This window comes from Streptomyces sp. NPDC096311 (assembly GCF_044763085.1).
In the GTDB taxonomy this organism is placed as follows: domain Bacteria; phylum Actinomycetota; class Actinomycetes; order Streptomycetales; family Streptomycetaceae; genus Streptomyces.
Genome location: NZ_JBIWFN010000005.1, coordinates 109,400 through 131,554 on the forward strand (window position 1 = coordinate 109,400; position 22,155 = coordinate 131,554).

21 protein-coding genes are annotated in these 22,155 nt (G+C 68.4%); 10 read left to right on the top strand and 11 right to left on the bottom strand.

All coding sequences use genetic code 11. The annotated features are described in order from the left end of the window. Positions 1-18: 18 nt before the first annotated feature. The 3 genes from ACIRA5_RS14745 to ACIRA5_RS14755 all read right to left on the bottom strand — a co-directional run bounded on the left by ACIRA5_RS14745 (position 19) and on the right by ACIRA5_RS14755 (position 1,918). Positions 19-426 carry a cupin domain-containing protein gene (locus tag ACIRA5_RS14745; RefSeq protein WP_403690861.1) on the bottom strand — a complete coding sequence of 136 codons (408 nt, stop codon included), beginning with the start codon at positions 424-426 and terminating at the stop codon, positions 19-21. A gap of 197 nt (positions 427-623) precedes the next feature. Continuing rightward, on the bottom strand, positions 624-956 hold the full coding sequence (locus tag ACIRA5_RS14750) for a carboxymuconolactone decarboxylase family protein (protein ID WP_403690862.1): 333 nt from the start codon (positions 954-956) through the stop codon (positions 624-626). Between the two features lie 26 nt (positions 957-982). After that, positions 983-1,918 (bottom strand): alpha/beta hydrolase, encoded by a 936-nt coding sequence (locus ACIRA5_RS14755; protein ID WP_403690864.1) that lies wholly within the window; start codon positions 1,916-1,918, stop codon positions 983-985. A 255-nt stretch (positions 1,919-2,173) separates the two neighbouring features. Between ACIRA5_RS14755 and ACIRA5_RS14760 the strand changes: the two genes are divergently transcribed. Both ACIRA5_RS14760 and ACIRA5_RS14765 read left to right on the top strand, forming a co-directional pair. Further along, positions 2,174-3,046, top strand: a complete 873-nt coding sequence (locus ACIRA5_RS14760; protein ID WP_403690866.1) for a helix-turn-helix domain-containing protein — start codon at positions 2,174-2,176, stop codon at positions 3,044-3,046. A gap of 178 nt (positions 3,047-3,224) precedes the next feature. Further along, on the top strand, positions 3,225-4,094 hold the full coding sequence (locus tag ACIRA5_RS14765) for a helix-turn-helix domain-containing protein (protein WP_403690867.1): 870 nt from the start codon (positions 3,225-3,227) through the stop codon (positions 4,092-4,094). A 109-nt stretch (positions 4,095-4,203) separates the two neighbouring features. On the opposite strand, the gene ACIRA5_RS14770 is transcribed toward ACIRA5_RS14765, so the two are convergent. The 5 genes from ACIRA5_RS14770 to ACIRA5_RS14790 form a co-directional block, all read right to left on the bottom strand. Next, entirely contained in the window at positions 4,204-5,748 is a 1,545-nt protein-coding gene (locus tag ACIRA5_RS14770) for a carboxylesterase/lipase family protein (protein ID WP_403690869.1), read from the bottom strand. A gap of 66 nt (positions 5,749-5,814) precedes the next feature. Further along, positions 5,815-6,981: a MalY/PatB family protein gene (locus ACIRA5_RS14775; RefSeq protein ID WP_403690870.1), complete on the bottom strand. Its 1,167-nt coding sequence runs from the start codon at positions 6,979-6,981 to the stop codon at positions 5,815-5,817. Beyond that, entirely contained in the window at positions 6,971-7,825 is an 855-nt protein-coding gene (locus ACIRA5_RS14780) for a DUF3737 family protein (protein WP_403690871.1), read from the bottom strand. Before ACIRA5_RS14780 ends, ACIRA5_RS14775 begins: the two co-directional genes overlap by 11 nt. A gap of 95 nt (positions 7,826-7,920) precedes the next feature. Next, positions 7,921-8,013: a cyclophilin-like fold protein gene (locus tag ACIRA5_RS14785; RefSeq protein WP_403690873.1), complete on the bottom strand. Its 93-nt coding sequence runs from the start codon at positions 8,011-8,013 to the stop codon at positions 7,921-7,923. 19 nt (positions 8,014-8,032) lie between these two features. Next, on the bottom strand, positions 8,033-8,965 hold the full coding sequence (locus tag ACIRA5_RS14790) for an NADP-dependent oxidoreductase (RefSeq protein ID WP_403690875.1): 933 nt from the start codon (positions 8,963-8,965) through the stop codon (positions 8,033-8,035). Positions 8,966-9,330: 365 nt separating this feature from the next. On the opposite strand from ACIRA5_RS14790, the gene ACIRA5_RS14795 reads away from it, so the two are divergent. The 5 genes from ACIRA5_RS14795 to ACIRA5_RS14815 all read left to right on the top strand — a co-directional run bounded on the left by ACIRA5_RS14795 (position 9,331) and on the right by ACIRA5_RS14815 (position 15,419). Continuing rightward, positions 9,331-9,972, top strand: a complete 642-nt coding sequence (locus ACIRA5_RS14795; protein ID WP_403690876.1) for a (2Fe-2S)-binding protein — start codon at positions 9,331-9,333, stop codon at positions 9,970-9,972. A 3-nt stretch (positions 9,973-9,975) separates the two neighbouring features. Continuing rightward, on the top strand, positions 9,976-10,956 hold the full coding sequence (locus ACIRA5_RS14800) for an FAD binding domain-containing protein (protein WP_403690878.1): 981 nt from the start codon (positions 9,976-9,978) through the stop codon (positions 10,954-10,956). Further along, a complete protein-coding gene (locus ACIRA5_RS14805; protein ID WP_403690880.1) occupies positions 10,953-13,148 on the top strand; it encodes a xanthine dehydrogenase family protein molybdopterin-binding subunit in 2,196 nt (731 codons plus the stop codon). Before ACIRA5_RS14800 ends, ACIRA5_RS14805 begins: the two co-directional genes overlap by 4 nt. Positions 13,149-13,293: 145 nt before the next feature. Next, a complete protein-coding gene (locus ACIRA5_RS14810; protein ID WP_403690882.1) occupies positions 13,294-14,448 on the top strand; it encodes an XdhC family protein in 1,155 nt (384 codons plus the stop codon). Positions 14,449-14,549: 101 nt separating this feature from the next. Next, on the top strand, positions 14,550-15,419 hold the full coding sequence (locus ACIRA5_RS14815) for a helix-turn-helix transcriptional regulator (protein WP_403690884.1): 870 nt from the start codon (positions 14,550-14,552) through the stop codon (positions 15,417-15,419). Positions 15,420-15,493: 74 nt separating this feature from the next. Here the strand turns inward: ACIRA5_RS14815 and ACIRA5_RS14820 are convergent, their stop codons facing one another. Both ACIRA5_RS14820 and ACIRA5_RS14825 read right to left on the bottom strand, forming a co-directional pair. Next, entirely contained in the window at positions 15,494-16,672 is a 1,179-nt protein-coding gene (locus ACIRA5_RS14820) for an MFS transporter (protein ID WP_403690885.1), read from the bottom strand. A 303-nt stretch (positions 16,673-16,975) separates the two neighbouring features. Further along, a complete protein-coding gene (locus ACIRA5_RS14825) occupies positions 16,976-17,881 on the bottom strand; it encodes a helix-turn-helix transcriptional regulator (protein WP_403690887.1) in 906 nt (301 codons plus the stop codon). Between the two features lie 174 nt (positions 17,882-18,055). Here ACIRA5_RS14825 and ACIRA5_RS14830 point away from each other — a divergent pair, with 174 nt between their 5' ends. Beyond that, the gene (locus tag ACIRA5_RS14830) at positions 18,056-19,450 is read left to right on the top strand and encodes a DHA2 family efflux MFS transporter permease subunit (RefSeq protein WP_403690888.1); all 1,395 of its coding nucleotides are present in this window, start codon (positions 18,056-18,058) and stop codon (positions 19,448-19,450) included. Positions 19,451-19,527: 77 nt separating this feature from the next. Here the strand turns inward: ACIRA5_RS14830 and ACIRA5_RS14835 are convergent, their stop codons facing one another. After that, positions 19,528-20,163 carry a TetR/AcrR family transcriptional regulator gene (locus ACIRA5_RS14835; RefSeq protein ID WP_403690889.1) on the bottom strand — a complete coding sequence of 212 codons (636 nt, stop codon included), beginning with the start codon at positions 20,161-20,163 and terminating at the stop codon, positions 19,528-19,530. A gap of 183 nt (positions 20,164-20,346) precedes the next feature. Here ACIRA5_RS14835 and ACIRA5_RS14840 point away from each other — a divergent pair, with 183 nt between their 5' ends. Then, positions 20,347-21,117 (top strand): SDR family NAD(P)-dependent oxidoreductase, encoded by a 771-nt coding sequence (locus ACIRA5_RS14840; RefSeq protein ID WP_403690890.1) that lies wholly within the window; start codon positions 20,347-20,349, stop codon positions 21,115-21,117. 61 nt (positions 21,118-21,178) lie between these two features. Then, the gene (locus tag ACIRA5_RS14845) at positions 21,179-21,910 is read left to right on the top strand and encodes an NADPH-dependent F420 reductase (protein WP_403690892.1); all 732 of its coding nucleotides are present in this window, start codon (positions 21,179-21,181) and stop codon (positions 21,908-21,910) included. Positions 21,911-22,155 lie beyond the last annotated feature (245 nt).

The window sequence follows — 22,155 nt, forward strand, 5'->3', positions numbered from 1 at the left end:
CCATCGGCTCACCAGGTGTCAGGGGCGCGTGCGGGTGCTGACGCGCGGGCCGGTGTAGTCGGCGTCTGTGACGTGTTCGAGCCACTCGACGTCGTCGGTCTCCCACAACGCGAGGTGGATCATGAACTGGTCGGGCGCGGCACCGTGCCAGTGCTCCTCGCCCGGCGGGGTGTAGACGACGTCGCCGGGGTGGGCCTCGAGGATCTGCCCGCCGCGGGCCTGGATCAGGGCGATGCCCTCGACGATGTAGAGGGTCTGGCCCAGGCCGTGCGAGTGCCAGGCGGTGCGGGCGCCGGGCGTGAACCGGACCATGTTGGCCCGGGCCCGGGAGGGCTCCTCGCCGCGGTAGATGACGTCGGCGTAGGCGTCGCCGGTGAACCAGTCGGCGGGCAGCTTCATGGTCGGTGGCTGCTTCAGCAGTTCCATGGTGTTTCTCTCTTCTCGTGGTGAGCTGCCGCGTTGGTCCTGCGGCAGCGGTACGGGGCGACGACGGTCTACCGGCTGCCGTATTCCTCGTCGGTGACGAGGTCGCCCCATTCGGTCTCGGGACCTTCGCCCTCGCCGAGGGCCTCCCACATGGCGAGGTGGGTCATGAAGTGCTCTGCGGGCGTTCTCGGAAGGCGTCAGCCGGTCTGGCCGGACTCCTCGACGATGGCCTTGAGCTGGTTGACCGCGGTCATGGCGTTGGGCCAGCCGGCGTAGAAAGCCAGGTGGGTGATGGCCTCGACCAGCTCGTCCTGGGTCAGCCCGTTCTCCAGCGCCCTTCGGAGGTGGAAGCCGAGCTGCTCGGTGCGGTAGAGGGCCGCCAGAGTGGTGACGGTGACCAGGCTGCGGTCGCGGGGGGACAGGCCCGGGCGCTCCCACACGTCGCCGAACAGGACCTTGTCGGTCAGCTCCACGAGCTTGGGCGCGAACTGGGCGAGTTCCTGCGGGGCGGCGGCCTTGTCTTCAGCCATGGGTGGTGCTCCTTGCGTGTTCGGTTTCAGGCCGCCAGGCGCGCGTTCAAGGGCGCGTTCAAGTGTTCGACGAAGAACGAGGTCAGCCTGGCGAGGGCGGGGGTGACGTACTCGGGCTTGTCGTACAGGTCGAAGTGGGTGGCGCCATCGATCCAGAACAGCTCCTTCGGCTCGGCGGCCTGCTCGACGGCGGCGCGGCTGAAGTAGGCCGTGGCCGCCTCGGTGCCCGCGATCATCAGCAGCGGGCGCGGCGCGAGGTTCTGGATCGTGGCGAAGGAGTCGTACTGGGCGATCTGGTCGACGCTGCGCAGGACCCAGGCGTTCTCCGAGCGGGGGTGCGCACCGCGCGGGGTGCGGTAGTACTCGTGGCCTTCGCGGGCATGGACGGGCGTGGTGTCCTCGACTTCCTCAGGCAGGATGTGGACGAGGTGCGCGGGCTTGCCCTGGGCCTCTTCGGTACGCAGGCGTCCCGACTGGGCGACCATGTTCCGGAAGAGCGCGGGGTCCTGGGTGCGCCCCAGTCCGTCGCGCAGCAGGCTGCCGATGTCGACCGCGCTGACAGTGGCGATGGCCTTGATCCGGTGGTCGGTCTCGGCGGTGTACGGCACGTGTCCTCCGCCGGTGCAGATGCCGAGAGCACCGATACGATCCGGGTCGACGATGCCCTGACGAGTGGTCAGCCAGCTGACGGCGCTCTTGATGTCCTCAGCGCGCTGGAAGGGGTTCTCCAGGAACCGGGGCTGGCCCTCGCTCTCGCCCTGATGTGCTGCGTCGAAGGCGAGAGCGGCGAAGCCCTGCTCGGCCAGCAGCCGTGCGTAGAGGCCGGCCGTCTGTTCTTTCACCCCGCCCCAGGGGTGCAGGACCACGATCGCGGGGAGTGGTCGGCCGTTATGGCTGTCGGCCGTGTAGAGGTGACCGGCCAGCGTCAGGCCGTTGCTGAGGAACGTGACATCCGTCCTCACGTCTTTCTCGCCTCCTCCGTGCGGAACACGGAATATCGGTGACTTCCGGAATGACATCCCTGCCGTTAGGGTGGGGTGTCCAGCCAGCATTCGGGATAATGCTTTCCGGTGACCGGTCCTGTTCGCCGGCCACGTCACCGACCTTGCCACCATCGCGCGGGCCCGCAAAGGGGAGAATTCCATCCTGGGAAGGATTCATCCAGGGAGAAAACTCTCCCCCCCAGCCGTCCGGCGAACGGTGCCAGACTGGCGAGCATGACCAGCAACGCGCATCTCAACGAGTTGGGAGAATTCCTCAAGGCGCGGCGTGCCGAGCTGAGCCCCCGTACGGTCGGTCTGCCCGGCACCGACGGGCCGCGGCGCGTGGCCGGACTCCGCCGAGAGGAGGTCGCTCTGCTCGCAGCCATCAGCACCGACTACTACACCCGCTTGGAGCAGGGCCGCATCCAGCCTTCCGCGTCGGTGCTGGCCGCCCTCGCCCGCGTCCTCCACCTCGGCGACGATCAGCGGGACTACCTGTATGAGCTGGCCGGCCGCGAGGCCGGACGACCGCGCCGACGTGCCGCGCAGAAAGTGCAACCGCAGTTGCGTCGACTGCTCGATGACCTGACAGTGACTCCCGGAGTGGTTCTGGGGCGCCGAATGGATATTCTCGCGTGGAATCCACAGGCCGCCGCCTTGCTCACCGATTTCGCGCAGGTTCCGGAAAAGAAGCGGAACTACATCCATATTCTTTTCACCGATCCGCATATGAAGGCCCTCTATACGGACTGGGAGGGCGTCGCCCGCACCTGCGTCGCTCATCTGCGCATGCAGGCCGCCAAATACCCCGACGATCCGCGGCTGAGCGCCCTTGTCGGCGAGCTGTCAGTGCAGGACGCGAACTTCCGGAAGTGGTGGGGAGGTCATCATGTGGCAGGACGCAGCAGGGGGACCAAGGCGTTCAACCACCCGATCGCCGGCGAACTCGTCCTCGACTGGGACACTCTCGCGTGCAGCACCGACGTCGACCAGGAACTCGTGATCTGGACCGCAGAGCCTGGCACACCGACCCATGAGAGTCTGCGCTTCCTGTCCTCTTGGGCCGCGGCCCAAGACGGGGAGTCGGCGTCGGGCACTGCCAACTGACGAGCCCGCGTCCGTTGTTCGCGGCGCCTCGCCGGTCGGCGCGATCTTCGTCCCTCGCCCCGGTAAAGATCCAATACAGCTGAGTTTCAACCGGGGCATTCCCCTTCCCGGGAAGAACGGATCCTGGGAGAGAATTCTCCCCCTCACAAAGCGGAAATCTACTGGGACACTGGCTGTCATGAGCAGCAAAGTACATTTGGATGAGCTGGGTGAGTTCCTCAAAGCCCGCCGGGCCGAATTGAGTCCCCGTACCGTCGGACTGCCGGACACCGGCGCGCCGCGGCGGGTACCCGGTCTGCGGCGGGACGAGGTCGCCCAGTTGGCAGCGATCAGCACGGACTACTACACGCGCCTGGAGCAGGGCAGAATCCAGGCGTCGGCGCCCGTGCTCGCCACGTTGGTCCGCGTCCTGCATCTCGATGACGACCAGCATGACTACCTGTTCGAGCTGGCCGGAAAGGACGACGCCCAGCCCCGTCGGCGCGCGGCGCAGAAGGTCCGGCCGCAGCTGCGGCGACTCCTGGACGAACTCACCGCCACACCGGCGATCGTTCTCGGCCGCCACATGGACATCCTGGCGTGGAATTCCCTGGCTGCCGCACTGGTCGCCGATTTCTCCGGGATTCCGGAAAAGAAGCGGAACTACGTCCGGCTCCTTTTCACCGACCCCGCCATGCGCACGCTGTATCCGGATTGGGAGACCATCGCCCGTACCTGCGTCGCCCAACTGCGCATGGAAGCCGCCAAATGCCCCGGCGACCCACGACTGGCCGCACTCGTGGGCGAGTTGTCCGTGGTTGACGACCACTTCCGGCAGTGGTGGGCCGCCCACCACGTCGCCGCCCTGCGGGTTGGCACCAAGACACTGCGTCACCCGCTCGCCGGAGATCTCACCCTCGACTGGGACAGCCTGACTTGCACCACCGATCCCGAGCAGCAACTCGTGGTCTGGACTGCGGAGCCCGGCAGCACTTCCCATGAGGGCCTGCGCTTCCTCGCCTCGTGGGCCGCGGACCCGCACGAGCCCGCATCAGACGCAGCGGCCTGAGCAGACGTCGGCCGGCTCTCGAACGAGAAGGCCCGGCCAGGACCGGCGCCGGTGAACGAGCCCACCTTCGCGCCAGTCACCTTGCTTCACGTCTCTTGCTGTTCTGCTCTCACGACGACAGCGGAGGGATGGTGGCGAGCTTTTTCCAGACATCGAGCCGCTGGACATGCGGGTCGGTGACGACCATCGGCTCCGATCCGAGCACCATGATCTCCTGGCGATCCCGTTCGTACCGCGGCCACTGCGGCAGGTGCTGCGACTCCGGACGGCCGTCGCGGACGAACGAGCCCCATGCCTGGGTGCACTGCGCCGCGACCTTTCGGCGCGCGGGGCTCGCCACGTCGTCACCCGTGCGGGCTGCCATGCCGGGCTGGTCGAGGTTGCCGAAGACGAAGGGGATGTCCAACGCGTGGGCCGCGCCGAGCACACCGCCGTCCACGGGTGTGCGGAAGGCGAACTCGTAGCGGTACACGGGTGCTCCGATGTCGGCGTGGAACGCTGCGAGGTCTCGCTGCGGGCCGCGCCAGTCGAGGTCGGTGCGGAGGATGTTCCAGGCCGCGTCATCGGGGTTCCAGTCCAGGCCGTCGGAGCGCGCGAGCTCCTGGTAGACGGCGATGAGTTCCTCGACCACTGCTGGTTCCGGATCGATGAGCACCTGTTCAAGTCGTTCACGCAACGGCGTCACCTGCCCGGTGCCGTGTCCCCACCCCATCGCGGCGAAGAGATTGTGCTCGTCACGGGTCGTTCCGAGCAGCAACGGCACGGACTGCTGCGTAGCCGCTGCGAAGAGGCCGATGACCGGCAAGGGCAGTATGTCGCCGTCGGTCACTGGCTTGAACGGTGTGATCATCTCCTCCGCCGCCTTTTGCTGAGCTCGGATCAGATCCGCGACGTCAGCAGCCAGAAGCCGTTCCATCATGTGGTCGTCGCGTGCGATGCCCAGTTCGGAAACGACCAGGTCGCGTGCCCGGTGGGCCGATGCGCGGGGAGCGTTGCCCGTGCCGTGGCCACTCTGCACGATGGCGGCGTGGAACAGCCCGTGCGCGTAGGGACTCGCGACCAGCGCGGCCACGATCATCGCGCCGGCGGACTGGCCGCCGATGGTGACCCGGTCGGGGTCGCCCCCGAACGCGGCGATGTTGTCGCGCACCCAGCGCAGCGCCTGCACCACGTCGAGAAGGAAGTTGTTGCCGAGGGTGCCGGCCTCGTCGAGGGCGAGGCCGCCGAGGGCGCCGAGCCGGTAGTTGACCGACACGACGACGATGTCTTCCTGCCCGGCCAGATTCGTCCCGTCGCTCCAGTACTCGGCACCGGAGCCGCCGAGGTAGGCACCGCCGTGGATCCACACCAGGACGGCACGTCCGCGCGGCTCGGCGGTGGCCGGAGCCCAGACGTTGAGGTTCAGACAGTCCTCGGACTGCACGACGTCCTGGACGAGCGGCGTCGGGAAGCCGGGGTGCTGGAGTGAGGCCGCTCCGTAGCGGGAGCCGTCACGGACGCCCTCCCACGGGACCGCCGGCTCCGGCGGTGCGAAGCGGAGCGGGCCCACGGGCGGAGCCGCGAACGGGATGCCTTTCCAGCTGACCACATCGCCGGTGCGGCTGCCGCGAACAGCACCGCAGGTGGTTTCTCGGGTGGTACTTACTCCGTCCATGCTGACTCGGCTCCTGTCTCTGGGGGGGGCGTAGTGGGTGCCTCGTATGGCACGGGCGGAGCGGCCCTACCGTGCGCGATAGGCCTCGACACCAGCCTTCAAACGCGTCAGTCCGTCCTCCAGACGAGCGCGTGAGCAGGCCACGTTCATCCGCATGAACCGCGATCCGTGGCCGCCGAAGTCCGCACCGTCGGAGAGCCGGAGCCCGGTCTTCTGCCGTATGAAGCGGCTCAGCTCAGTGGTGTCGGAGGTGATGGCACCGCAGTCGATCCACATCAGATACGTCGCCTGCGAGGGGACGACGTGCAGCTCGTGCAGCTCGGCCCGGATGAACTCGGATGCGCGATCCTTGTTCTGCCGGATGTAGGCGCGCAGGTCGTCCAGCCACGGTTGCCCGGCAGTGAAGGCCGCGATCGTCGCCTCGATGGCGAAGGCGTTCGGCTCCGCCACCTCGTCGGTGTTGAGTCCTCGGTTGACCTTGGCGCGGATATGCTCGTTCGGTATGACGACGCTCGCCGTCTGCAGGCCGGCGAGGTTGAACGCCTTGGTCGGTGCGAGGCACGTGATGCTGTTGTCCGCGCACGTGTCGGATACGGAGGCGAACGGGGTGTACGGGTGTCCCGGGTCGGTCAGATCGCAGTGGATTTCGTCCGAAACGACCAGGACGTGGTGGCGGGCGCAGAGCTCGCCGATCCTGGCCAGCGTCTCCGGGTCCCAGATCATGCCAACGGGGTTGTGCGGGTTGCACAGGATCATCAGCGTGGTCTGCGGAGCCGCGAGCTTGCGTTCGAGGTCCTCGAAGTCGATCCGGTAGCCGGTGCCGTCGTACTGCAGGTCGCTGCAGAGCACGTTCCGGCCGTTGTTGACGATCGAGTTGTAGAAGATGTTGTAGACGGGCGGCTGGACCAGCACGTTCTCGCCCACGGTCGTCATCTTGCGCACGATCGAGGAGAGGGCGGGTACGACGCCGGTGCAGAAGACGATCCAGTCCTGCTGTATCTTGAAGTCATGGCGGCGCGCCCACCATGCGGCAACGGTACGGACGTATTCGTCCGGGACCGTGGTGTAGCCGAAGATGCCGATGGCGGCCTTCGCGTGGATCGCCTCGACGACCTCGGGTGCGGTGCGGAAGTCCATGTCGGCGACCCACATGGGCAGTTCGCCGTCGGTGACGTCCCACTTGAGCGAGTTGGTCCCTCGGCGTTCGGTCAGCTCGTCGAAGTCATGCCGCATGGGCTCGCTCCGTGACGACGATCGTGGTGTTCCGAGGGTCGATCTTGGTATCCTCCAAGATCAGCTCGCGGATGCCCTTGGCACGGATGGTGCCCCCGCTGGGGTTCATCACACTGTCGATCACCGTCGTGACGTCGGCGTCCACGGTCGAGTACTCGAAGGCGAGCGTAGTGTTGATCAGTCGGCAGTTCTTCAGCGTCAGGTTCTCGACGTAACACAGACCCTGCAGGCTCTCGATCGTGCAGTCGACGAAGGTCAGGTTCTTGGAGTTCCAGCCCAGATACTCGCCGACGATCAGTGAGTCGCGCACCGTCACGTTCTCGCAGTTCCAGAAGGCGTCCTTGGAGAGCAGCGTCGCATTGTCGATCTCGATGTTCTTCGCGCCATCGAAGGCGTAGTTGCCGCTCAGCCGGAGGTCACTGGCTCTGACGTTCTGGCTGTTCATGCCGAAGTAGTCGCCCCTGGCTGTGACATGGGACAGCGAGATTCCGTCGCAGTGCCACAGCGTCTCGCTCGCGAGGGGCATGTCCACATGCTCGAGCGTGATGTTCTTCGCTCTGCGGAAGGTCTTCGGAGCCTCGATCATGCTGTTCGAGACAGAGATGTTGTCGCTGTACCAGATACCCGACCGCGCCGTCTCCAGAAAAGCGCTGTCGGTCACGGTGATGTTCTTGCTGTACCACAGCGGGTACTTCCACTGGAACACGCTGCGGTGAAGTGCGATGTCCCGGCTCTCCTTGAGCGGGGATTCCCCGTCGGCGAAGGTGGAGTGGGTGATGCGCAGATCACGCCCGTGGAACAGCGCCCGCTCGCCGGTGAAGGAGTGTTCTTCGATGTCCTGCATAGGTGATGTGCTCTAATCCGCGAGCTCGATGGTGACGGTGAAATCGCCACTCATGCCCGCCAGTTTCTCGATACCGGATTCGAGGCTGCCCAGCTTCATGAGACCGCGCCGTAGTCGAAGTCCCGGTAGAAGATCGCCGGATTGCCCCATGGCGCGCAATAGGTGAGGTCGCCCACCGAAGGGTTCATTTCGGTCCGGTTCGCGCCCTCAGAACGTGAGGATCAGACGTCCTCGGACACCGCCCTCCGAGAGGATCCGGTGAGCCTCCATAGCCTGTTCGGCAGGAAGGACCTTCGCGATCCGCAGCGTGACCTGACCGTCCTCGACCTGCTGCCGAAGGCGGTCGAGCTTCGCCTGCTCGCGCGCGTATCCGGGAACGAACACGGGCTCGAAGCTGACGCCGCGCTCGCCGATGCCCTTGAAGCCGCGCAGTGTCGCGATCCGGCCCCCGTCCCGTACCGCCGGAGCCGTGGACTCTCCGAGGAGCGCGCCGTCGACAAGCCCGTCGACGCCCTCCGGCACCTCCGCACGGACCTTCTTCGGGAACTCGGGCCCGCGAGGCAGCACGATGTCGGCACCCAGCTCCCTGACCAGCTGCTCGTCGTGCGGCGCGGCGTCGGCGACGACGCGCAGGCCGTCCGCCTTGGCGAGCTGGATGACGTAGCCGCCGACCGCGCCGGCCCCGCCCGTGACCGCCACGGTCTCGCCCGGCGCAAGGCCGAGCAGGTCCAGCGCCATGCGCGCGGTCAGGCCGTTCATCGGCAGGGACGCGGCCTCCTCGTCGGTCGCACCGGCCGGAACCTTGGCGACCGACTCCGCGGGCACGACGATCTGTTCCGCGTACGCGCCGTGTGTCTCGGACGGAACCACGTTGGCCATCACATGGTCACCGACCTGCAGGCCGGCGCTGACTCCCTCGCCGATCTGCTCCACCACGCCCGCGGCGTCCATCCCCGGAATGTAAGGGGGCTTGGAGTCCGGCGCGGCGACGAACCCGCTACGCAGCAGCGTGTCGGTGGCGTTGACGGCTGCCGCGTGCACCCGGATGCGTATCTCGCCCGGGCCTGCCTCTGGGGCCGGAAGGTCCAGGATCTGCAGGGCGTCCGGGCCGCCGAATTCCGTTACTCCTACAGCTTTCATGCGAACTCCATTGCTTCGACGTCATATGTACGTTCAGCGGACCCGTTCGGCGGGCGACTTCCCGGATACCGCGAAGTGGACCGAACGAGAGGGCCAGGCCACCGCGCCAATATCAGCGGAGTGGAGCCCACCGCATCTCCGACATTTGCACCGACACGAGCACTGGCAAAAGGGGAGAGTTCTTTCCAGGGAAGGAAACATCCGGGGAGGAAACTCTCCCTCCCACGCGGCTTGCGGGCGATGTAAGACTGCGGCCAAGACCAGCCCGCGCATCTCGGAGTGTCGAGGTGACGACACCGCGGGCTCTGCCTTCCGGCACGCCGACGAGTAGGACCGCCCCCCTCCGCCGATTCGAAAGCGTACGTATGTCCTCTGAAATCACCGAGTCAGCTGTTCCCCCCTCTGCAGAGTCCTCTTCGGCGCCGTCCCGGCGCACGTTCATCGCGACAACCACCGCGGTCGGTGGTGCCGTCGTGGCCGGCGGCCTGGTCACTGGACCGCCGGCAGCCGGAGCCGAGGAGGTGACCGCCGCAGACAGGCCGCCCAACAGCCGCGTCACGGTGAGCGTGAACGGCGAGCGCCACACCGTCGCAGTCGACAACCGGACGTCGCTGCTGGACCTGCTGCGCGAGCACTTGGGGCTGAACGGTTCGAAGAAGGGCTGCAATGCCGGTGCCTGCGGCGCCTGCACGGTCCTGGTCGACGGCCGCCGGGTCAACTCCTGTCTGACACTGGCGATACGCCTGGAGGGCGCCGAGGTCACGACGATCGAGGGCCTGGCCGACGGCGACCAACTCCACCCACTCCAGCAGGCGTTCGTCGACCAGGACGCCTTCCAGTGCGGCTACTGCACCCCGGGCCAGATCATGTCCGGCGTCGGCTGTATCCAGGAGGGCCACGCCCACTCCGCTGAGGAGATCCGGGAGTGGATGAGCGGCAACATCTGCCGCTGCGGCTGCTACGTCAAGATCGTGCGGGCTGTCGAGCAGGCCGCGGGCGGGAGGTGAGCCATGTATCCCTTCTCCTTCACCAAGGTCTCCGACACCCGGGAAGCCCTCGACGCGGGTCGGCGCGGCGGTCGTTACATCGCCGGCGGCACCACCCTCGTCGACCTGATGCGTGAGACCGTCGAGCGGCCCGGCACTCTGGTCGACATCAGTGCCCTGCCCCTGCGGGAGGTCACGGTCACCGAGCGCGGGGGCCTGCGGATCGGCGCCCTGGTGCGGATGGCCGAGGCCGCCGCCGATCCAAAGGTGCGCCTCTCCTACCCGGTCGTGTCGCAGGCGCTGGAGCTGAGCGCGTCAGCCCAGCTGCGCAATATGGCCACCATCGGCGGCAACATCATGCAGCGCACCCGGTGCACGTACTTCCGGGACGTGACGGCCGCCTGCAACAAGCGCGAGCCCGGCTCGGGTTGTGCCGCTACGCACGGCGTCAACCGCACCCACGCGATCCTGGGCACCTCCGACTCCTGCGTGGCCACCCATCCCTCCGATGTGGCCGTGGCGTTCGCCGCGCTGGAGGCGACCGTGCACCTGGTGGGCCCCGACGGGGAACGCCAAGTCCCCTTCGTCGACTTCCTGCTGCGTCCGGGCAGTACCCCTCAGCGTGAACACGCCTTGCGGAACGGCGAGTTGATAACCGCCGTGGAGATCCCCGCGCTTCCCCGTCCGCTGAAGTCGGGCTACCTCAAGGTGCGCGACCGGCAGAGCTACGAATTCGCCCTGACCTCCGCGGCGATCGCCCTGCACATCCGTGGCGGCGTGATCCGCGAGGCGAAGGTCGCCGTCGGCGGTGTCGGCACCGTGCCGTGGAAGCTGCCCGCGGTCGAGCACCACCTCATCGGCGAGCGGCCCACGGATGCCCTGTGGGCCGAAGCGGCCGAGCGGGCAGCGGACGGCGCGCGCCCCCTGGAGCACAACCGCTTCAAGGTCGAGCTGCTCAAGCGGACCGTGGAACGTCAGCTGCGCATCGTAGGAGGTAGCAAGTGAGCCCGCAGCCGCAGGCCGCCGTCGGAGCGCCGCTCTCCCGGGTGGACGGGCGCCTGAAGGTGACCGGAAGGGCGAAGTATGCCGCTGAACACGACGTCGACGGTGTCGTGCACGCGGTCGTCGTCGACAGCAGCATCGGCCGTGGTCGCGTCACCGGCATCGACACCCGCGCCGCTCTCGCCCAGGCCGGCGTGCTGAAGGTGATCAGCCACCTCAACGCACCGAAGCTGGCGTATCGCGAGAACCGGAGTTCCAACAACCCGTCCGGCGAGCGACTGCATGTCTTCCAGGACGACAAGGTCCTCTTCCACGGCCAGCCGGTCGCCGTCGTGGTGGCCACGACCCTGGAGGCCGCGCAGCACGCCGCGAGCCTGGTGCAGGTCCATTACGACGCCGAACAGCCCTCGACCGATCTGACCAAGGCTTCCGCCCACGACCCCGTGACGTATGCGCGCGGCGACACGGACAAGGCACTGCAATCCGCCGCCGTACGGCTGGAGATGACGTACCGGGCCGCCCGCAACCACCACAACCCGATGGAGCCGCACGCGACCATCGCCCGCTGGGACGGCGGCCAACTCACCGTGTGGGACAAGACCCAGTGGGTTGTCGGCACGCAGACGGAACTCGCCGCCGTGTTCGGCGTCGGGCTCGACTCGGTGCGCGTCATCTCGCCGTTCGTCGGTGGCGGCTTCGGCAGCGGACTGCGGGCCTGGCCGCACGTCACCGTGGCGGCGGTCGCCGCGCGTGAGGTGGGCCGACCGGTCAAGCTCGTTCTGTCGCGCAGGCAGCTGTACTTCGGGACGGGCTTCCGGCCCGCGTACGAGTACCAAGTGAGGCTGGGCAGCGACCGGCGCGGCCGTCTGACCGCGATGGTCCACGACATCCGTGCCGAGACCTCGACCTACGAGGACTTCCAGGAGTCCATCCTGGCGGCGGGACAGATGCTCTACAGCATGCCCAACGTCCGCCAGGCGTACCGAACTGTGCCGCTGGACGTGAACACCCCGCTGTACATGCGCGGCCCCGGCTACGCCACGGCCTCGTACGTCATCGAGTCGGCGATGGACGAACTCGCCCACGAACTCGGCGTCGACCCGATCGAGTTGCGCCGGCGCAACGAACCCGCCGACGACGAGTCCACCGGCCTGCCGTTCTCCACCCGGCGCCTGCGCGAGTGCTACACCACCGGCGCCAGCGAGTTCGGCTGGCACCGGCGCAACCCCAAGCCGCGTTCGACTAGCGACGGCGACTGGCTGATCGGTACGGGCATGGCGGCCGGCGTCTACGACACCCTGCGCAACGCAGCCCAGGCCCACGTCCGGCTCGACGCCGACGGCACCGCCGTGGTCGAGGCCGCCACCAGCGACATGGGTCCTGGCACCTACACCTCCATGACCCAGGTCGCCGCCGACGCCCTTGGCCTGAGCATGCGCAACGTGACGTTCCGGCTCGGCGACTCACTCATGCCGCCGACCCCGCCGCACGGCGGTTCGATGACCATGGCCAGCGTCGGCTCCGCCGTCCAGGACGGCTGCGACAAGCTGCGACAGCAGGCAATCAAGCTCGCCGTCGAGGACGAGGAATCGCCGCTGTACGGCGTCGCCCCCGCCGACGTCGTGGTCCGTGGCGGTCGGCTGCACGTGAAGGGCACCCCCGCACGCGGTGAGACGTACCAGCGGCTTCTGTCCCGCAACGACCGGCCCCACCTCGAAGCAGCCGGTGCCTTCGCCCCGCCGTCCGGTCCGGAGCGGTTCTCCATGTATGCCTACGGCGCGACGTTCGCCGAGGTCGCCGTGGACGCCCGACTGGGGCTGGTACGGGTGCGGCGAGTGCTCGGCGTGTACGACGCGGGCCGGATCATCAGCCCCAAGCTTGCCGACAGCCAGGCGCTCGGCGGCATGGTCGGCGGCATCGGCACAGCCCTGCTGGAACACACGGTCACCGACCACCGCGACGGCCGGATCGTGAACGCCAACCTCGCCGACTACCTGGTAGCCGTCAACGCCGACGTCCCGGACCTCCGGGCGATCTACCTCGACGGCGACGACCGCGAGGCCGACCCCATTGGCGTCAAGGGCCTCGGCGAGGTCGTCCACGTCGGCGTGGCACCCGCCATCGCCAACGCGGTCTTCCACGCCACCGGACGCCGCATCCGCGAATTGCCCATCACTGCCGAGACTCTGCTCTGAGCGCCAGAGTCCTCCTCCGAACGTCCGGTGGCCCTCCACGCCTGGCCGCCGGACCTCAGGGCCGCCGCCGCGTACTCCGTTCCCCCGCGGCGCGGCGGCGGCCCGTCCAACCATGCGTCCACGCCGCCACGCACGGAGACTGTTCATGCTGAACATCGCGGAGACGCTGCACCTCTGGTGCCGCGAGGCCCGGCCCTTCGCCCTCGCCACCGTCGTCGGCGTCAGTGGCAGTGCGCCCCTGCCGGTCGGCACCGCGCTGGCCCTGGACACTCACGGCACCGTGGTGGGCAGCGTCTCGGGAGGCTGTGTCGAGGGAGCGGTCTACGAGCTGTGCCGACAAGTACTGGAGGACGGCGGCACCCCGGTGAGAGCCCGCTTCGGCTACTCCGACGACGACGCCTTCGCCGTGGGGCTGACCTGTGGGGGTGAGCTCGACGTACTGGTGCACCGCGTGGAGCCAGGGGACCAGCCCCTTCTCAGCGCGGCCCTCGAAACCGTGGTGCAGGGCCGTCCCGTCGCCATCGCCCAGGTCGTCGACGGCCCGGGAGAGATCGTCGGTCGCGTCCTCACTATCCCCGACGGGAGTGGTGCGCACGAGGGAAGTCTGGGCGGCGACGGTGCGAACCGGGCAGTGGCGGCACAGGCCCGGGCGCTACTCCGGGCCGGGCGCAGCGGCCGTATCGAGGTCGGCGGGGACGCTGCCACCTGCCCCGAGAAGCTGTCCGTTCTCGTCCACGCCCACGCGCGCAGCCCCCGCATGCTGATCTTCGGTGCGGTCGACTTTGCCGCCGCGCTCAGCCAGGCCGGCCGATTCCTCGGGTACCGGGTCACCGTCTGCGACGCCCGGCCCGTCTTCGCTACTTCCGCGCGCTTCCCACATGCGGACGAGGTCGTCGTCGACTGGCCGCACCGTTACCTAAAGCGCACGGCGGTGGACGCCCGTACCGCCGTTTGCGTCCTCACCCACGACGCCAAGTTCGACATCCCCCTGCTCCGCCTCGCCCTTGGCCTCCCAGTGGCGTACGTGGGAGCGATGGGCTCCCGGCGTACCCATAAGCGCCGTCTGGAAATGCTGCGTGAGGCCGGTGTACCGGAGGACCGGCTTGCCCGCCTCCGCTCCCCGATCGGCCTGGACCTCGGGGCCCACACCCCCGAAGAGACGGCTGTCTCGATCACCGCGGAGATCATCGCCCGCACGAACGACGGCACGGGCCTACCCCTCACCTGCGGTTCCGGATCCATCCACCGCTCTGCTCCTGCGACCCCGGTCCCTTCGCGGGCCGCACACACGGCGGCATAAGATCCTGTCCTGTGTATGGATCGCATGCTCATCTGTGGCATGCAGGTTCTTTTCTGACGCGTGGGCCGACGCAGTCGTCGTTTCCTGCAAAGATGGGTGATATGACGCGCAGCGCAGCTCATGAGCTAGGCGAGTTCCTCAAGGCCCGACGCGCGGAGCTGGACCCCCGGTCCGTGGGGCTGCCCGACTCCGGGTCGCCACGGCGTGTTCCCGGCCTGCGCCGGGAGGAAGTGGCCAGGCTGGTCGCCATCAGCACCGATTACTACACCCGCCTGGAACAGGGGCGCATGCAGGTGTCCGAGCAGGTGCTCGACGCCATCGTGCGTGTCCTGCGGCTGGACGAGGACCAGCGCGAGTACGTGTTCCAGCTGGCGGGGAAGGAGTCAGGCAGGTCGCGGCGGGAGGAGGTGCAGCAGGTCAACGCGCAGCTTCAGCGGCTGCTCGACGATATGAGCTCGATCCCGGCCATGGTTCTGGGACGTCAGATGGACGTCCTGGCGTGGAATCCGTTGGCTGCGGCCCTGGTCGGCGACTTCGGGCAGATCCCGGAGAAGGACCGCAATTACGCGAAGATGGTCTTCAGCGACCGTATGAAGGGGCTTTACGCGGACTGGGAGGCCACGGCCCGCATGACCGTCGCCCAATTGCGTATGGAGGCGGCTCACAATGCCGGCTCCGCACGGCTCACCGCCCTGGTCAGGGAACTGTCCGAGAGGGACGGGGACTTTCGCCAGTGGTGGGCCGAGCACCATGTGTCCGCCCGCACCGTGGGAGCCAAGACCCTCAACCACCCGATCGCCGGCACTCTCACCCTCGAATGGGACACCCTCACCTGCACGTCCGACCCCGAGCAACAACTGGTCATCTGGACCGCGGAGCCCGGCACGCCTACCCACGACGGTCTGCGCATCCTCGCCTCATGGGCCGCCGGGAGCAGTCAAGGCCAGCCTGCCCCAGGCACCAAGGGCTGACGGCTGGACTGCAGCACCGATTTGGGAGCCGGGCGTGGGGCGGACGGGGACCTGTCCGCCCCACGAGCAGGCGTTCAGCGAGGCGGCGCCGGCGCCACGAGGAGCGGGCCTCGGCGTCCCGCCGCCCACACGGCGAGCGCGAAGGCACACAGCGCCATGCCTGCGATGCTCACAGCCTTCCACTCGCCCACGGACCAGAGCACCGAGGCAGCGGCGGAACCGAAAGCGCCGCCGATGAAGTTGCTCGTCACGAAGGCTGTGTTGAGCCTGCTGCGGGCTTCACTGGAGACGGCGAACATCCGGGATTGGTTGAGCAGGTTCACGGCCTGGATGGCGATGTCCAGCAGGACGATCGCGACGAGGACGAGCGCGACCGAGTGACCCGCGAACGCCGCGACGACGAAGGCGGACAGGGCCAGCGCCCATGCCACGCCGGTCGCGGGTACCGACCAGCCGCGGTCATGGAGGCCGCCGGCTCGTTGGGCCGCGATCGCACCTGCGAGGCCCGCGAGCCCGAAGAGCCCGATGACGGACACCGGATAGTCGAATGGTGGGGCGCTGAGCAGGAACGTCAGCGCTGTCCAGAACATCGTGAACACGCCGAACCCGGTCGCCCCGAGCACCAGCGTCCACCGCACCGTCCGCTCACGCCGGATCACCGACCCGACGGAGGCGATGAGTGCCGGGTAGGCCATGTGTGCCTTCGGCGCGACCGGTGGGATCGCCCGGTACAGGAGTACGGCGAAGAGGACAGCGGCGACCGCCGCGGCGGCGAAGATCGTGCGCCATCCCGCGTACTCCGCGACGAGCCCGCTGATCGTCCGGGACGCCAGGATGCCGGTGAGAAGGCCCGACACCACGGTTCCGACCACCCTGCCCCGGTTGTCGTCGTCGGCGAGGTCACCGGCGAGCGGAGTGAGCAGCTGCCCGGAGACGGTCGTCACCCCGAGCAGGGTGATCGCGACAAGGAACACCGCGAACGACGGTGCAAGCGCACACAGCACGAGCGCGACCGCTGAGCAGAGCAGCATCACCGGGATGAGCCGGCGCCGATCGCGTACGTCGCCGAGCGGCACGATCAGCAGGATCCCGGCCGCGTATCCGATCTGGGTCGCGGTGATGAGCCAGCCTGCGGCCGCGGTGGAGGTGTGTAGATCCTCGGCGATGAAGTCGAGGAGCGGCTGTGCCCAGTACAGGTTTCCGACCGCCACACCACCGGCCACCGCAAAGAGAAAGGTCAGTCCGCGGGACATGATCCGCGTGTGTGCCGATGGCTGTGGTGTCGCGTCGTGAGGCTCGATCGGGGCGGTGGGTGCCGGCCTGTCCGGTGTGGCCACGGTGTGTCTCCGTACTTCAGATCTCGTCCGGTCCGCGCGGGATATCGAAATCGCGGGACTTTCTCCCACGCGTATGGCCGGGGTGTTTGCACGCCGTTCCGTTGCGGTCGCGTCAAAGACCATGGCTTCTTCGTTCGTCCTCGTAAAGGGGAGAATTCCAGCCTGGGGAAGTTCTATCCAGGGAGAAAACTCTCCCTCCCAAGAGCCCAAACAGTCCGGTTACTCCTCGGCTGCCCGACCGTCCTCGGCCCGCTCCTGGGAGGTCGCGGCTGGCGCCGAGGCCCAACTGCCGAGCCGATTCAGTGACTTTTCCGCGTCCGAGTTCGGTTCGGCGGTGTAAGCCACGATCGTCAGACCCGGGTCGGCCGGGACCTCCAGGGCCTCATAGTCGAGGTCGATGTCGCCGACTGCCGGGTGGTGGAAGGCTTGCAGGCCGCTGCGGTAGTACTCGACGTCATGCGCGGCCCAGCGGGCCCGGAACTGCTCGCTGCCGGCGGACAGTTCGCGGATCAGTTCGGCCAGGGCCCGATCGGACGGATTGCGCCCCACTTCCGCGCGGAGGCTGCCGACGGCGTCGTGGGCGATGCGGTCCCAGTCCCGGTAGAAGTCGGCAGAGCGGGCATCGAGGAAGACGAACCGGGCGAGGTTGGCAGGACGGGCCGGGTTTTCAAACACCTGCGAGTACAGCGCGTACCCCAGGTGATTGGCCGACAGGATGTCGAGGGCCCCATTGCGCACGAACGCCGCGGCGCCGGTCATCGAGTCCAGGACCTGTTGCACACCGCGGCGCACACGCTGAGGGGCCTGACGGTGACGTGCGGTGGGTGCGGCGTTGGCGGCGCGCACGAGGTCGACGAGGTGGGCGCGTTCGACATCGTCGAGCCGGAGCGCGCGGGCCAGGCTCTCCACCACGTCCTCGGAGACGCCACGGACGTTCCCCCGCTCCAGCCGCGTGTAGTACTCGATGCTGATGCCCGCGAGCTGTGCCACCTCCGCACGGCGAAGGCCGGTCACGCGGCGCCTTCCGCCGTATTCGGGAAGCCCGGCCTGCTGCGGCGTGATCCTCGCTCGCCGGGTGGTCAGGAACTGGCGGATGTCGTCGCTCACGTCGTTGCCGGAACTCACGCCTCCCAGGCTACGCAGCGGAGCGGGCCGAAGGGGGCCCTGCCAGTACCCCCAACACTCGTGACTCCCTCACGGCGCACGCGGGTGCTTGCCTGGTTGTGCGGCGCCCGGCCGGTCCCTTCCGACGACTGGCCGCGCGGCACTCTCCCCAAGCGAAGGATCACGAGCACCCTCATGTCCCTCACGGCTTCCTCCCACCGGTCCGTCACCCCAGGTGAGGCGTCGGCCGAGCGCCCCGCAACATCGACGCTGGCCGCCGCCGTCCTGGGCTTCTTCGTCATCACCCTCGACGCGACGATCGTCAACGTCGCCCTGCCGTCGATCCGCGACGGCCTGGGCGGCGGCATCACCGGTCTGCAGTGGGTCGTGGACGGTTACACGCTGATGTTCGCCGCACTGCTGCTGTCCGCCGGCGCACTGTCCGACCGGATCGGCGCGCGACGAGCGTTCGCGGCCGGGCTTGCTCTGTTCGTCGTCGCATCCGTGGCGTGCGGACTGGCGCCCAGCCTCGGAGCGCTTGTCGCCGCGCGGTTCGTGCAGGGCGCGGGGGCCGCCGTGACGATGCCGGCATCAATGGCGCTGATCCGTCACGCCTACCCCGATGCGGCCAAGCGCGCCCGCGCGGTCGCCGTGTGGGCCATGGGCGGCGCGGTGGCCGCGGCAGCGGGCCCCGTCCTGGGCGGTGTGCTGAGCCTGGCCAGCTGGCGGATGATCTTCTACATCAACCTGCCGGTCGGCGCGGTGACGCTGCTGCTGCTCGCCCGGACCAATCCCTCCCCACAGCACAAGGTGCCGTTCGACTGGATCGGGCAGGTGACCGCGGTCCTGGCGATGGGCGGACTGACCTACGGTGCGATCGAGAGCGGTGCCGACGGTTTCACCGCACCCCGCGTCCTCGTCTCGCTGACCATCGCCGTCATCTCGTTCGCCGCCTTCCTCACGGCCCAGGCTCGAGTCGCCCACCCGATGGTGCCCCTGGACATGTTCCGGTCGCGGACGATGGTGATATCGGTCGTGATCGGCTTCGCGTTCATGGTCGGCTTCTACGGCCTGCCGTTCCTGTTCAGCCTTTACTTCCAGCAGGGCCGCGGCCTGTCGTCGGCGGCAGCAGGCGTCACTTTCCTGCCGATGATGCTTCTGGGTGCCTGTCTGACTCCGTTCGCCGCCCGGATCGTGGAGCGGACCGGACCGCGGCCTCCGATCGTCACAGGCCTGGTCCTCCTGGCGGCCGGCTCGGCCGCGCTCAGTGCGGTCCCGGCCTCCACGCCCATCTGGGCCATGGCCTTGCTCCTCATTCCCGTCGGACTGGCCGGGCCGCTGGTCATGCCTCCGACGACGGCGGTGCTGCTGGAGAGCGTTCCGGCCCGGCGTGCAGGCACCGCGAGCGGCGTGTTCAACACCAGCAGGCAGGTCGGAGGTGCGCTGGCCGTTGCGGTCTTCGGCGCCCTGCTCGCCACCCCTTCCGATTTCCTGCACGGTCTGCGCACCAGCCTGGTGATCGCCGCCGTGGTGGTTCTGGCAGCCGCAGCGGCCGGACTCATGCTCAGGTCCCGGCCGGGCGTCAGATGAACAGATGCCAGACGATGTGGTGACTTCGGGCTGCGGCCCGACCTCCTCTGATGAGACGGTCGGGCCGCAGCCCGGACTCATTTCCCGCGCCGGGCGGTTCGAGGCTGACGGGGGACGTCCCGCCCAAGCGTGAGGGCCGCGAAGGCCTCGTCCAGCAGGGCGATGAGGTCGAGGTCGCCGTCGGATCCGGTCCAGTGGTCGAGGGCGATGTTCAGGCAGTCCAGGGCGGCGGCGGCCCGCACCGCGAGGGCCAGCATCGTGGCCTGCGGCGGTCCGGTGCGCTCGGCGAGGGCCTGGGTCAGGAGCGGGCGCCAGCTGTTCTGCTTCTCCAACTGGCGTGCGCACAGAGCGGGGGTGTCCTGCACAAGGCGGGTCATGGCCAGGGCGTTGGCCGGGTCCTGGCGGTAGTACTCGATGACGACGTCCAGGGCGCGTCGTAGTGCCGTCCAGTCGTCCTCGTCGGCGGGCCGGGCGCGCAGAGCGCTGGCGACCTGCTCCCCGTGTGCGTCAAAGGCGCTGAGAACGGCCTCTTCCTTGCTGGCGAAGTAGCGCATGAAGGTGCTGCGCGACACACCGGCGGCCGCGGCCAGGTCGTTCACCGTGACGTTCTCGAAGCCCTCGCGGCGGAACAGCTCGAAGGCAACCTCGGCCAGCTCGGCGCGGATGGCTGCTCGGGCGATGTCTCTCGTGCTCGTACGCGCTGTTCCGTTCACCCGGCGATCCTACCTCTCTCTCGATCCCGAAGTGCAGTACTGATGTACAGTCCCTAGTATGAGACTGAGGTTCACGCACGGCCTAAAGCATCAATGGTGATTCTTTAGTCCAGCGCTTCGGGTTTCGAACGCTGAGGGCCCCGGAACGGGCAGGAACTGGCGCCGAGGAACGAGGAGAGGGGCATGCGAGGACTGCAGGGCAAGAGGATCGTCATCGCCGGTGGGGCCACCGGAATCGGCGCCGCTACCGCTGAGCGGCTGGCCGGGGAAGGTGCCTCGGTGGTCATCGGTGACATCAACCTCGCCGGTGCGGAGACCACCGCGAAACGCGTCGTCGAGGCGGGCGGCACGGCGGTTGCGGTCGAGTTCGATCTGGCAGACGAGGACTCGATACGGGCGCTGGTCGACCGGGCGGTCACTGAGCTCGGCGGGGTCGACGGGCTGCACAACGTCGGAGCCGATCTGTCGGGCGACACCTTGGGGCGGGACACCGACCTGCTGGAGATGGACCCGGCGGTGTGGCGGCGCACTCATGAGGTGAACCTGATCGGCTATGCCCTCACCTGCCGGGCGGTCCTGCCGCACCTCCTCGCCCGGGGTGGCGGGGTGATCGTCAACACGTCGTCCGGAGCGGCGTGGGGTGGCGAGCCGCAGCGTCCCGCGTACGCCGCCTCCAAGGCCGGGATCAACGCGCTGACCCGCCACATCGCCTCCCGCTGGGGCAAGGAGGGCATCCGCTGCAACGCCGTCGCCCCCGGCCTGGTCATGGGCGAGACGCAGAAACAGCAGGACGACCAGCAGTTGCAGGCCATGGCGCTGCAGTACGCCCGCAGTCCGCGGCTGGGCGAGCCCGCCGACCTGGCGGGGGCCGTCGCCTTCCTTCTCTCCGACGACTCGGAGTGGATCAACGGACAGGTCTGGTCGATCTGCGGCGGCATGAGCCTGCGCGACTGAGACCCCCATCAATTTCTGCACCATCCCTTACCGCTACTTCTGATATCGGAGACGTAGAACCATGACGAAGACCCTCGCACTCATCGGCAGCGGCAACATCGGAGGCGCTCTGGCCCGCCTCGCGGTCGCCGCCGGCCTGGACGTCGTAGTCAGCAACTCCCGCGGCCCCGAGACCCTCGCCGGTCTCGTCGCCGAACTCGGCGAGCATGCGCGAGCCGCCACGCCCGCCGAGGCCGCACGGGCCGGAGACCTCGTGGTGGCCGCCGTGCCGCTGATTGCCTATCCCCAGCTCCCGGCCGAGGCGCTGGCGGGCAAGACCGTGATCGACACGATGAATTACTACCCGGACCGTGACGGCCAGATCGCCGAGCTGGACGCGGGCAGGCTGACCTCCAGCGCCTTGGTGCAGCAACACCTCGCCGGCTCCCGCGTGGTGAAGGCGTTCAACAACATCGACTTCGCCCGCCTGTTCAGCAGTGCCCGGCCCGTTGGCGCACCGGACCGCAGTGCCCTGCCCATCGCCGGCGACGACGCGGCCGCCAAGGCGGAGGCGGGCCAGCTGCTGGACGTCCTCGGCTACGACGCGGTCGACATCGGCACCCTCGCCGACAGCTGGCGCAGCGAGCCGGGCACCCCGGTCTACGTTCAGCCGTACTTCTCGGCACAGCCCGCCAAGGGACTGAGCCAGGAGGAGATGTTCCGCTGGTACATCGGGACGCCGGGCGACCAGGTGCCCGCAGCCCGGGTGAAGGAGCTGGCCGAGGCCGCCGTTCGCACGTCCGACGACAACTGACCGAGACCACGCAGACCGAGGATCAGCAAGGACGCTGACGTGCGACTGGGCGTGAACATCCCGTGTCCCCGCCGAGAACTATGCGGCCGTCTCGCCCGGCTGCAGCGCGCACATCGTGGTGAACGCCGTGCCCGTGGTGTGCGAGGCGCCGCCGGGGATCCGAACCACCGTCGACTTTCCGAGGATCGTCGCGGACCTGAGATGAATGCCTCGCCGATCGCTGCCGGATCGTGAGTTTGGGCAGC

What these genes read in the sequence shown, in the direction of transcription:
- ACIRA5_RS14780 (WP_403690871.1), bottom strand. Translation starts at nt 7,825, where the DNA reads ATGCAGGACATCGAAGAACACTCCTTCACCGGCGAGCGGGCGCTGTTC.
- ACIRA5_RS14820 (WP_403690885.1), bottom strand. Translation starts at nt 16,672, where the DNA reads ATGTCCCGCGGACTGACCTTTCTCTTTGCGGTGGCCGGTGGTGTGGCG.
- ACIRA5_RS14790 (WP_403690875.1), bottom strand. Translation starts at nt 8,965, where the DNA reads ATGAAAGCTGTAGGAGTAACGGAATTCGGCGGCCCGGACGCCCTGCAG.
- ACIRA5_RS14765 (WP_403690867.1), top strand. Translation starts at nt 3,225, where the DNA reads ATGAGCAGCAAAGTACATTTGGATGAGCTGGGTGAGTTCCTCAAAGCC.
- ACIRA5_RS14830 (WP_403690888.1), top strand. Translation starts at nt 18,056, where the DNA reads ATGTCCCTCACGGCTTCCTCCCACCGGTCCGTCACCCCAGGTGAGGCG.
- ACIRA5_RS14810 (WP_403690882.1), top strand. Translation starts at nt 13,294, where the DNA reads ATGCTGAACATCGCGGAGACGCTGCACCTCTGGTGCCGCGAGGCCCGG.
- ACIRA5_RS14775 (WP_403690870.1), bottom strand. Translation starts at nt 6,981, where the DNA reads ATGCGGCATGACTTCGACGAGCTGACCGAACGCCGAGGGACCAACTCG.
- ACIRA5_RS14845 (WP_403690892.1), top strand. Translation starts at nt 21,179, where the DNA reads ATGACGAAGACCCTCGCACTCATCGGCAGCGGCAACATCGGAGGCGCT.
- ACIRA5_RS14745 (WP_403690861.1), bottom strand. Translation starts at nt 426, where the DNA reads ATGGAACTGCTGAAGCAGCCACCGACCATGAAGCTGCCCGCCGACTGG.
- ACIRA5_RS14770 (WP_403690869.1), bottom strand. Translation starts at nt 5,748, where the DNA reads ATGGACGGAGTAAGTACCACCCGAGAAACCACCTGCGGTGCTGTTCGC.
- ACIRA5_RS14750 (WP_403690862.1), bottom strand. Translation starts at nt 956, where the DNA reads ATGGCTGAAGACAAGGCCGCCGCCCCGCAGGAACTCGCCCAGTTCGCG.
- ACIRA5_RS14800 (WP_403690878.1), top strand. Translation starts at nt 9,976, where the DNA reads ATGTATCCCTTCTCCTTCACCAAGGTCTCCGACACCCGGGAAGCCCTC.
- ACIRA5_RS14760 (WP_403690866.1), top strand. Translation starts at nt 2,174, where the DNA reads ATGACCAGCAACGCGCATCTCAACGAGTTGGGAGAATTCCTCAAGGCG.
- ACIRA5_RS14795 (WP_403690876.1), top strand. Translation starts at nt 9,331, where the DNA reads ATGTCCTCTGAAATCACCGAGTCAGCTGTTCCCCCCTCTGCAGAGTCC.
- ACIRA5_RS14815 (WP_403690884.1), top strand. Translation starts at nt 14,550, where the DNA reads ATGACGCGCAGCGCAGCTCATGAGCTAGGCGAGTTCCTCAAGGCCCGA.
- ACIRA5_RS14840 (WP_403690890.1), top strand. Translation starts at nt 20,347, where the DNA reads ATGCGAGGACTGCAGGGCAAGAGGATCGTCATCGCCGGTGGGGCCACC.
- ACIRA5_RS14785 (WP_403690873.1), bottom strand. Translation starts at nt 8,013, where the DNA reads ATGAACCCTTCGGTGGGCGACCTCACCTATTGCGCGCCATGGGGCAAT.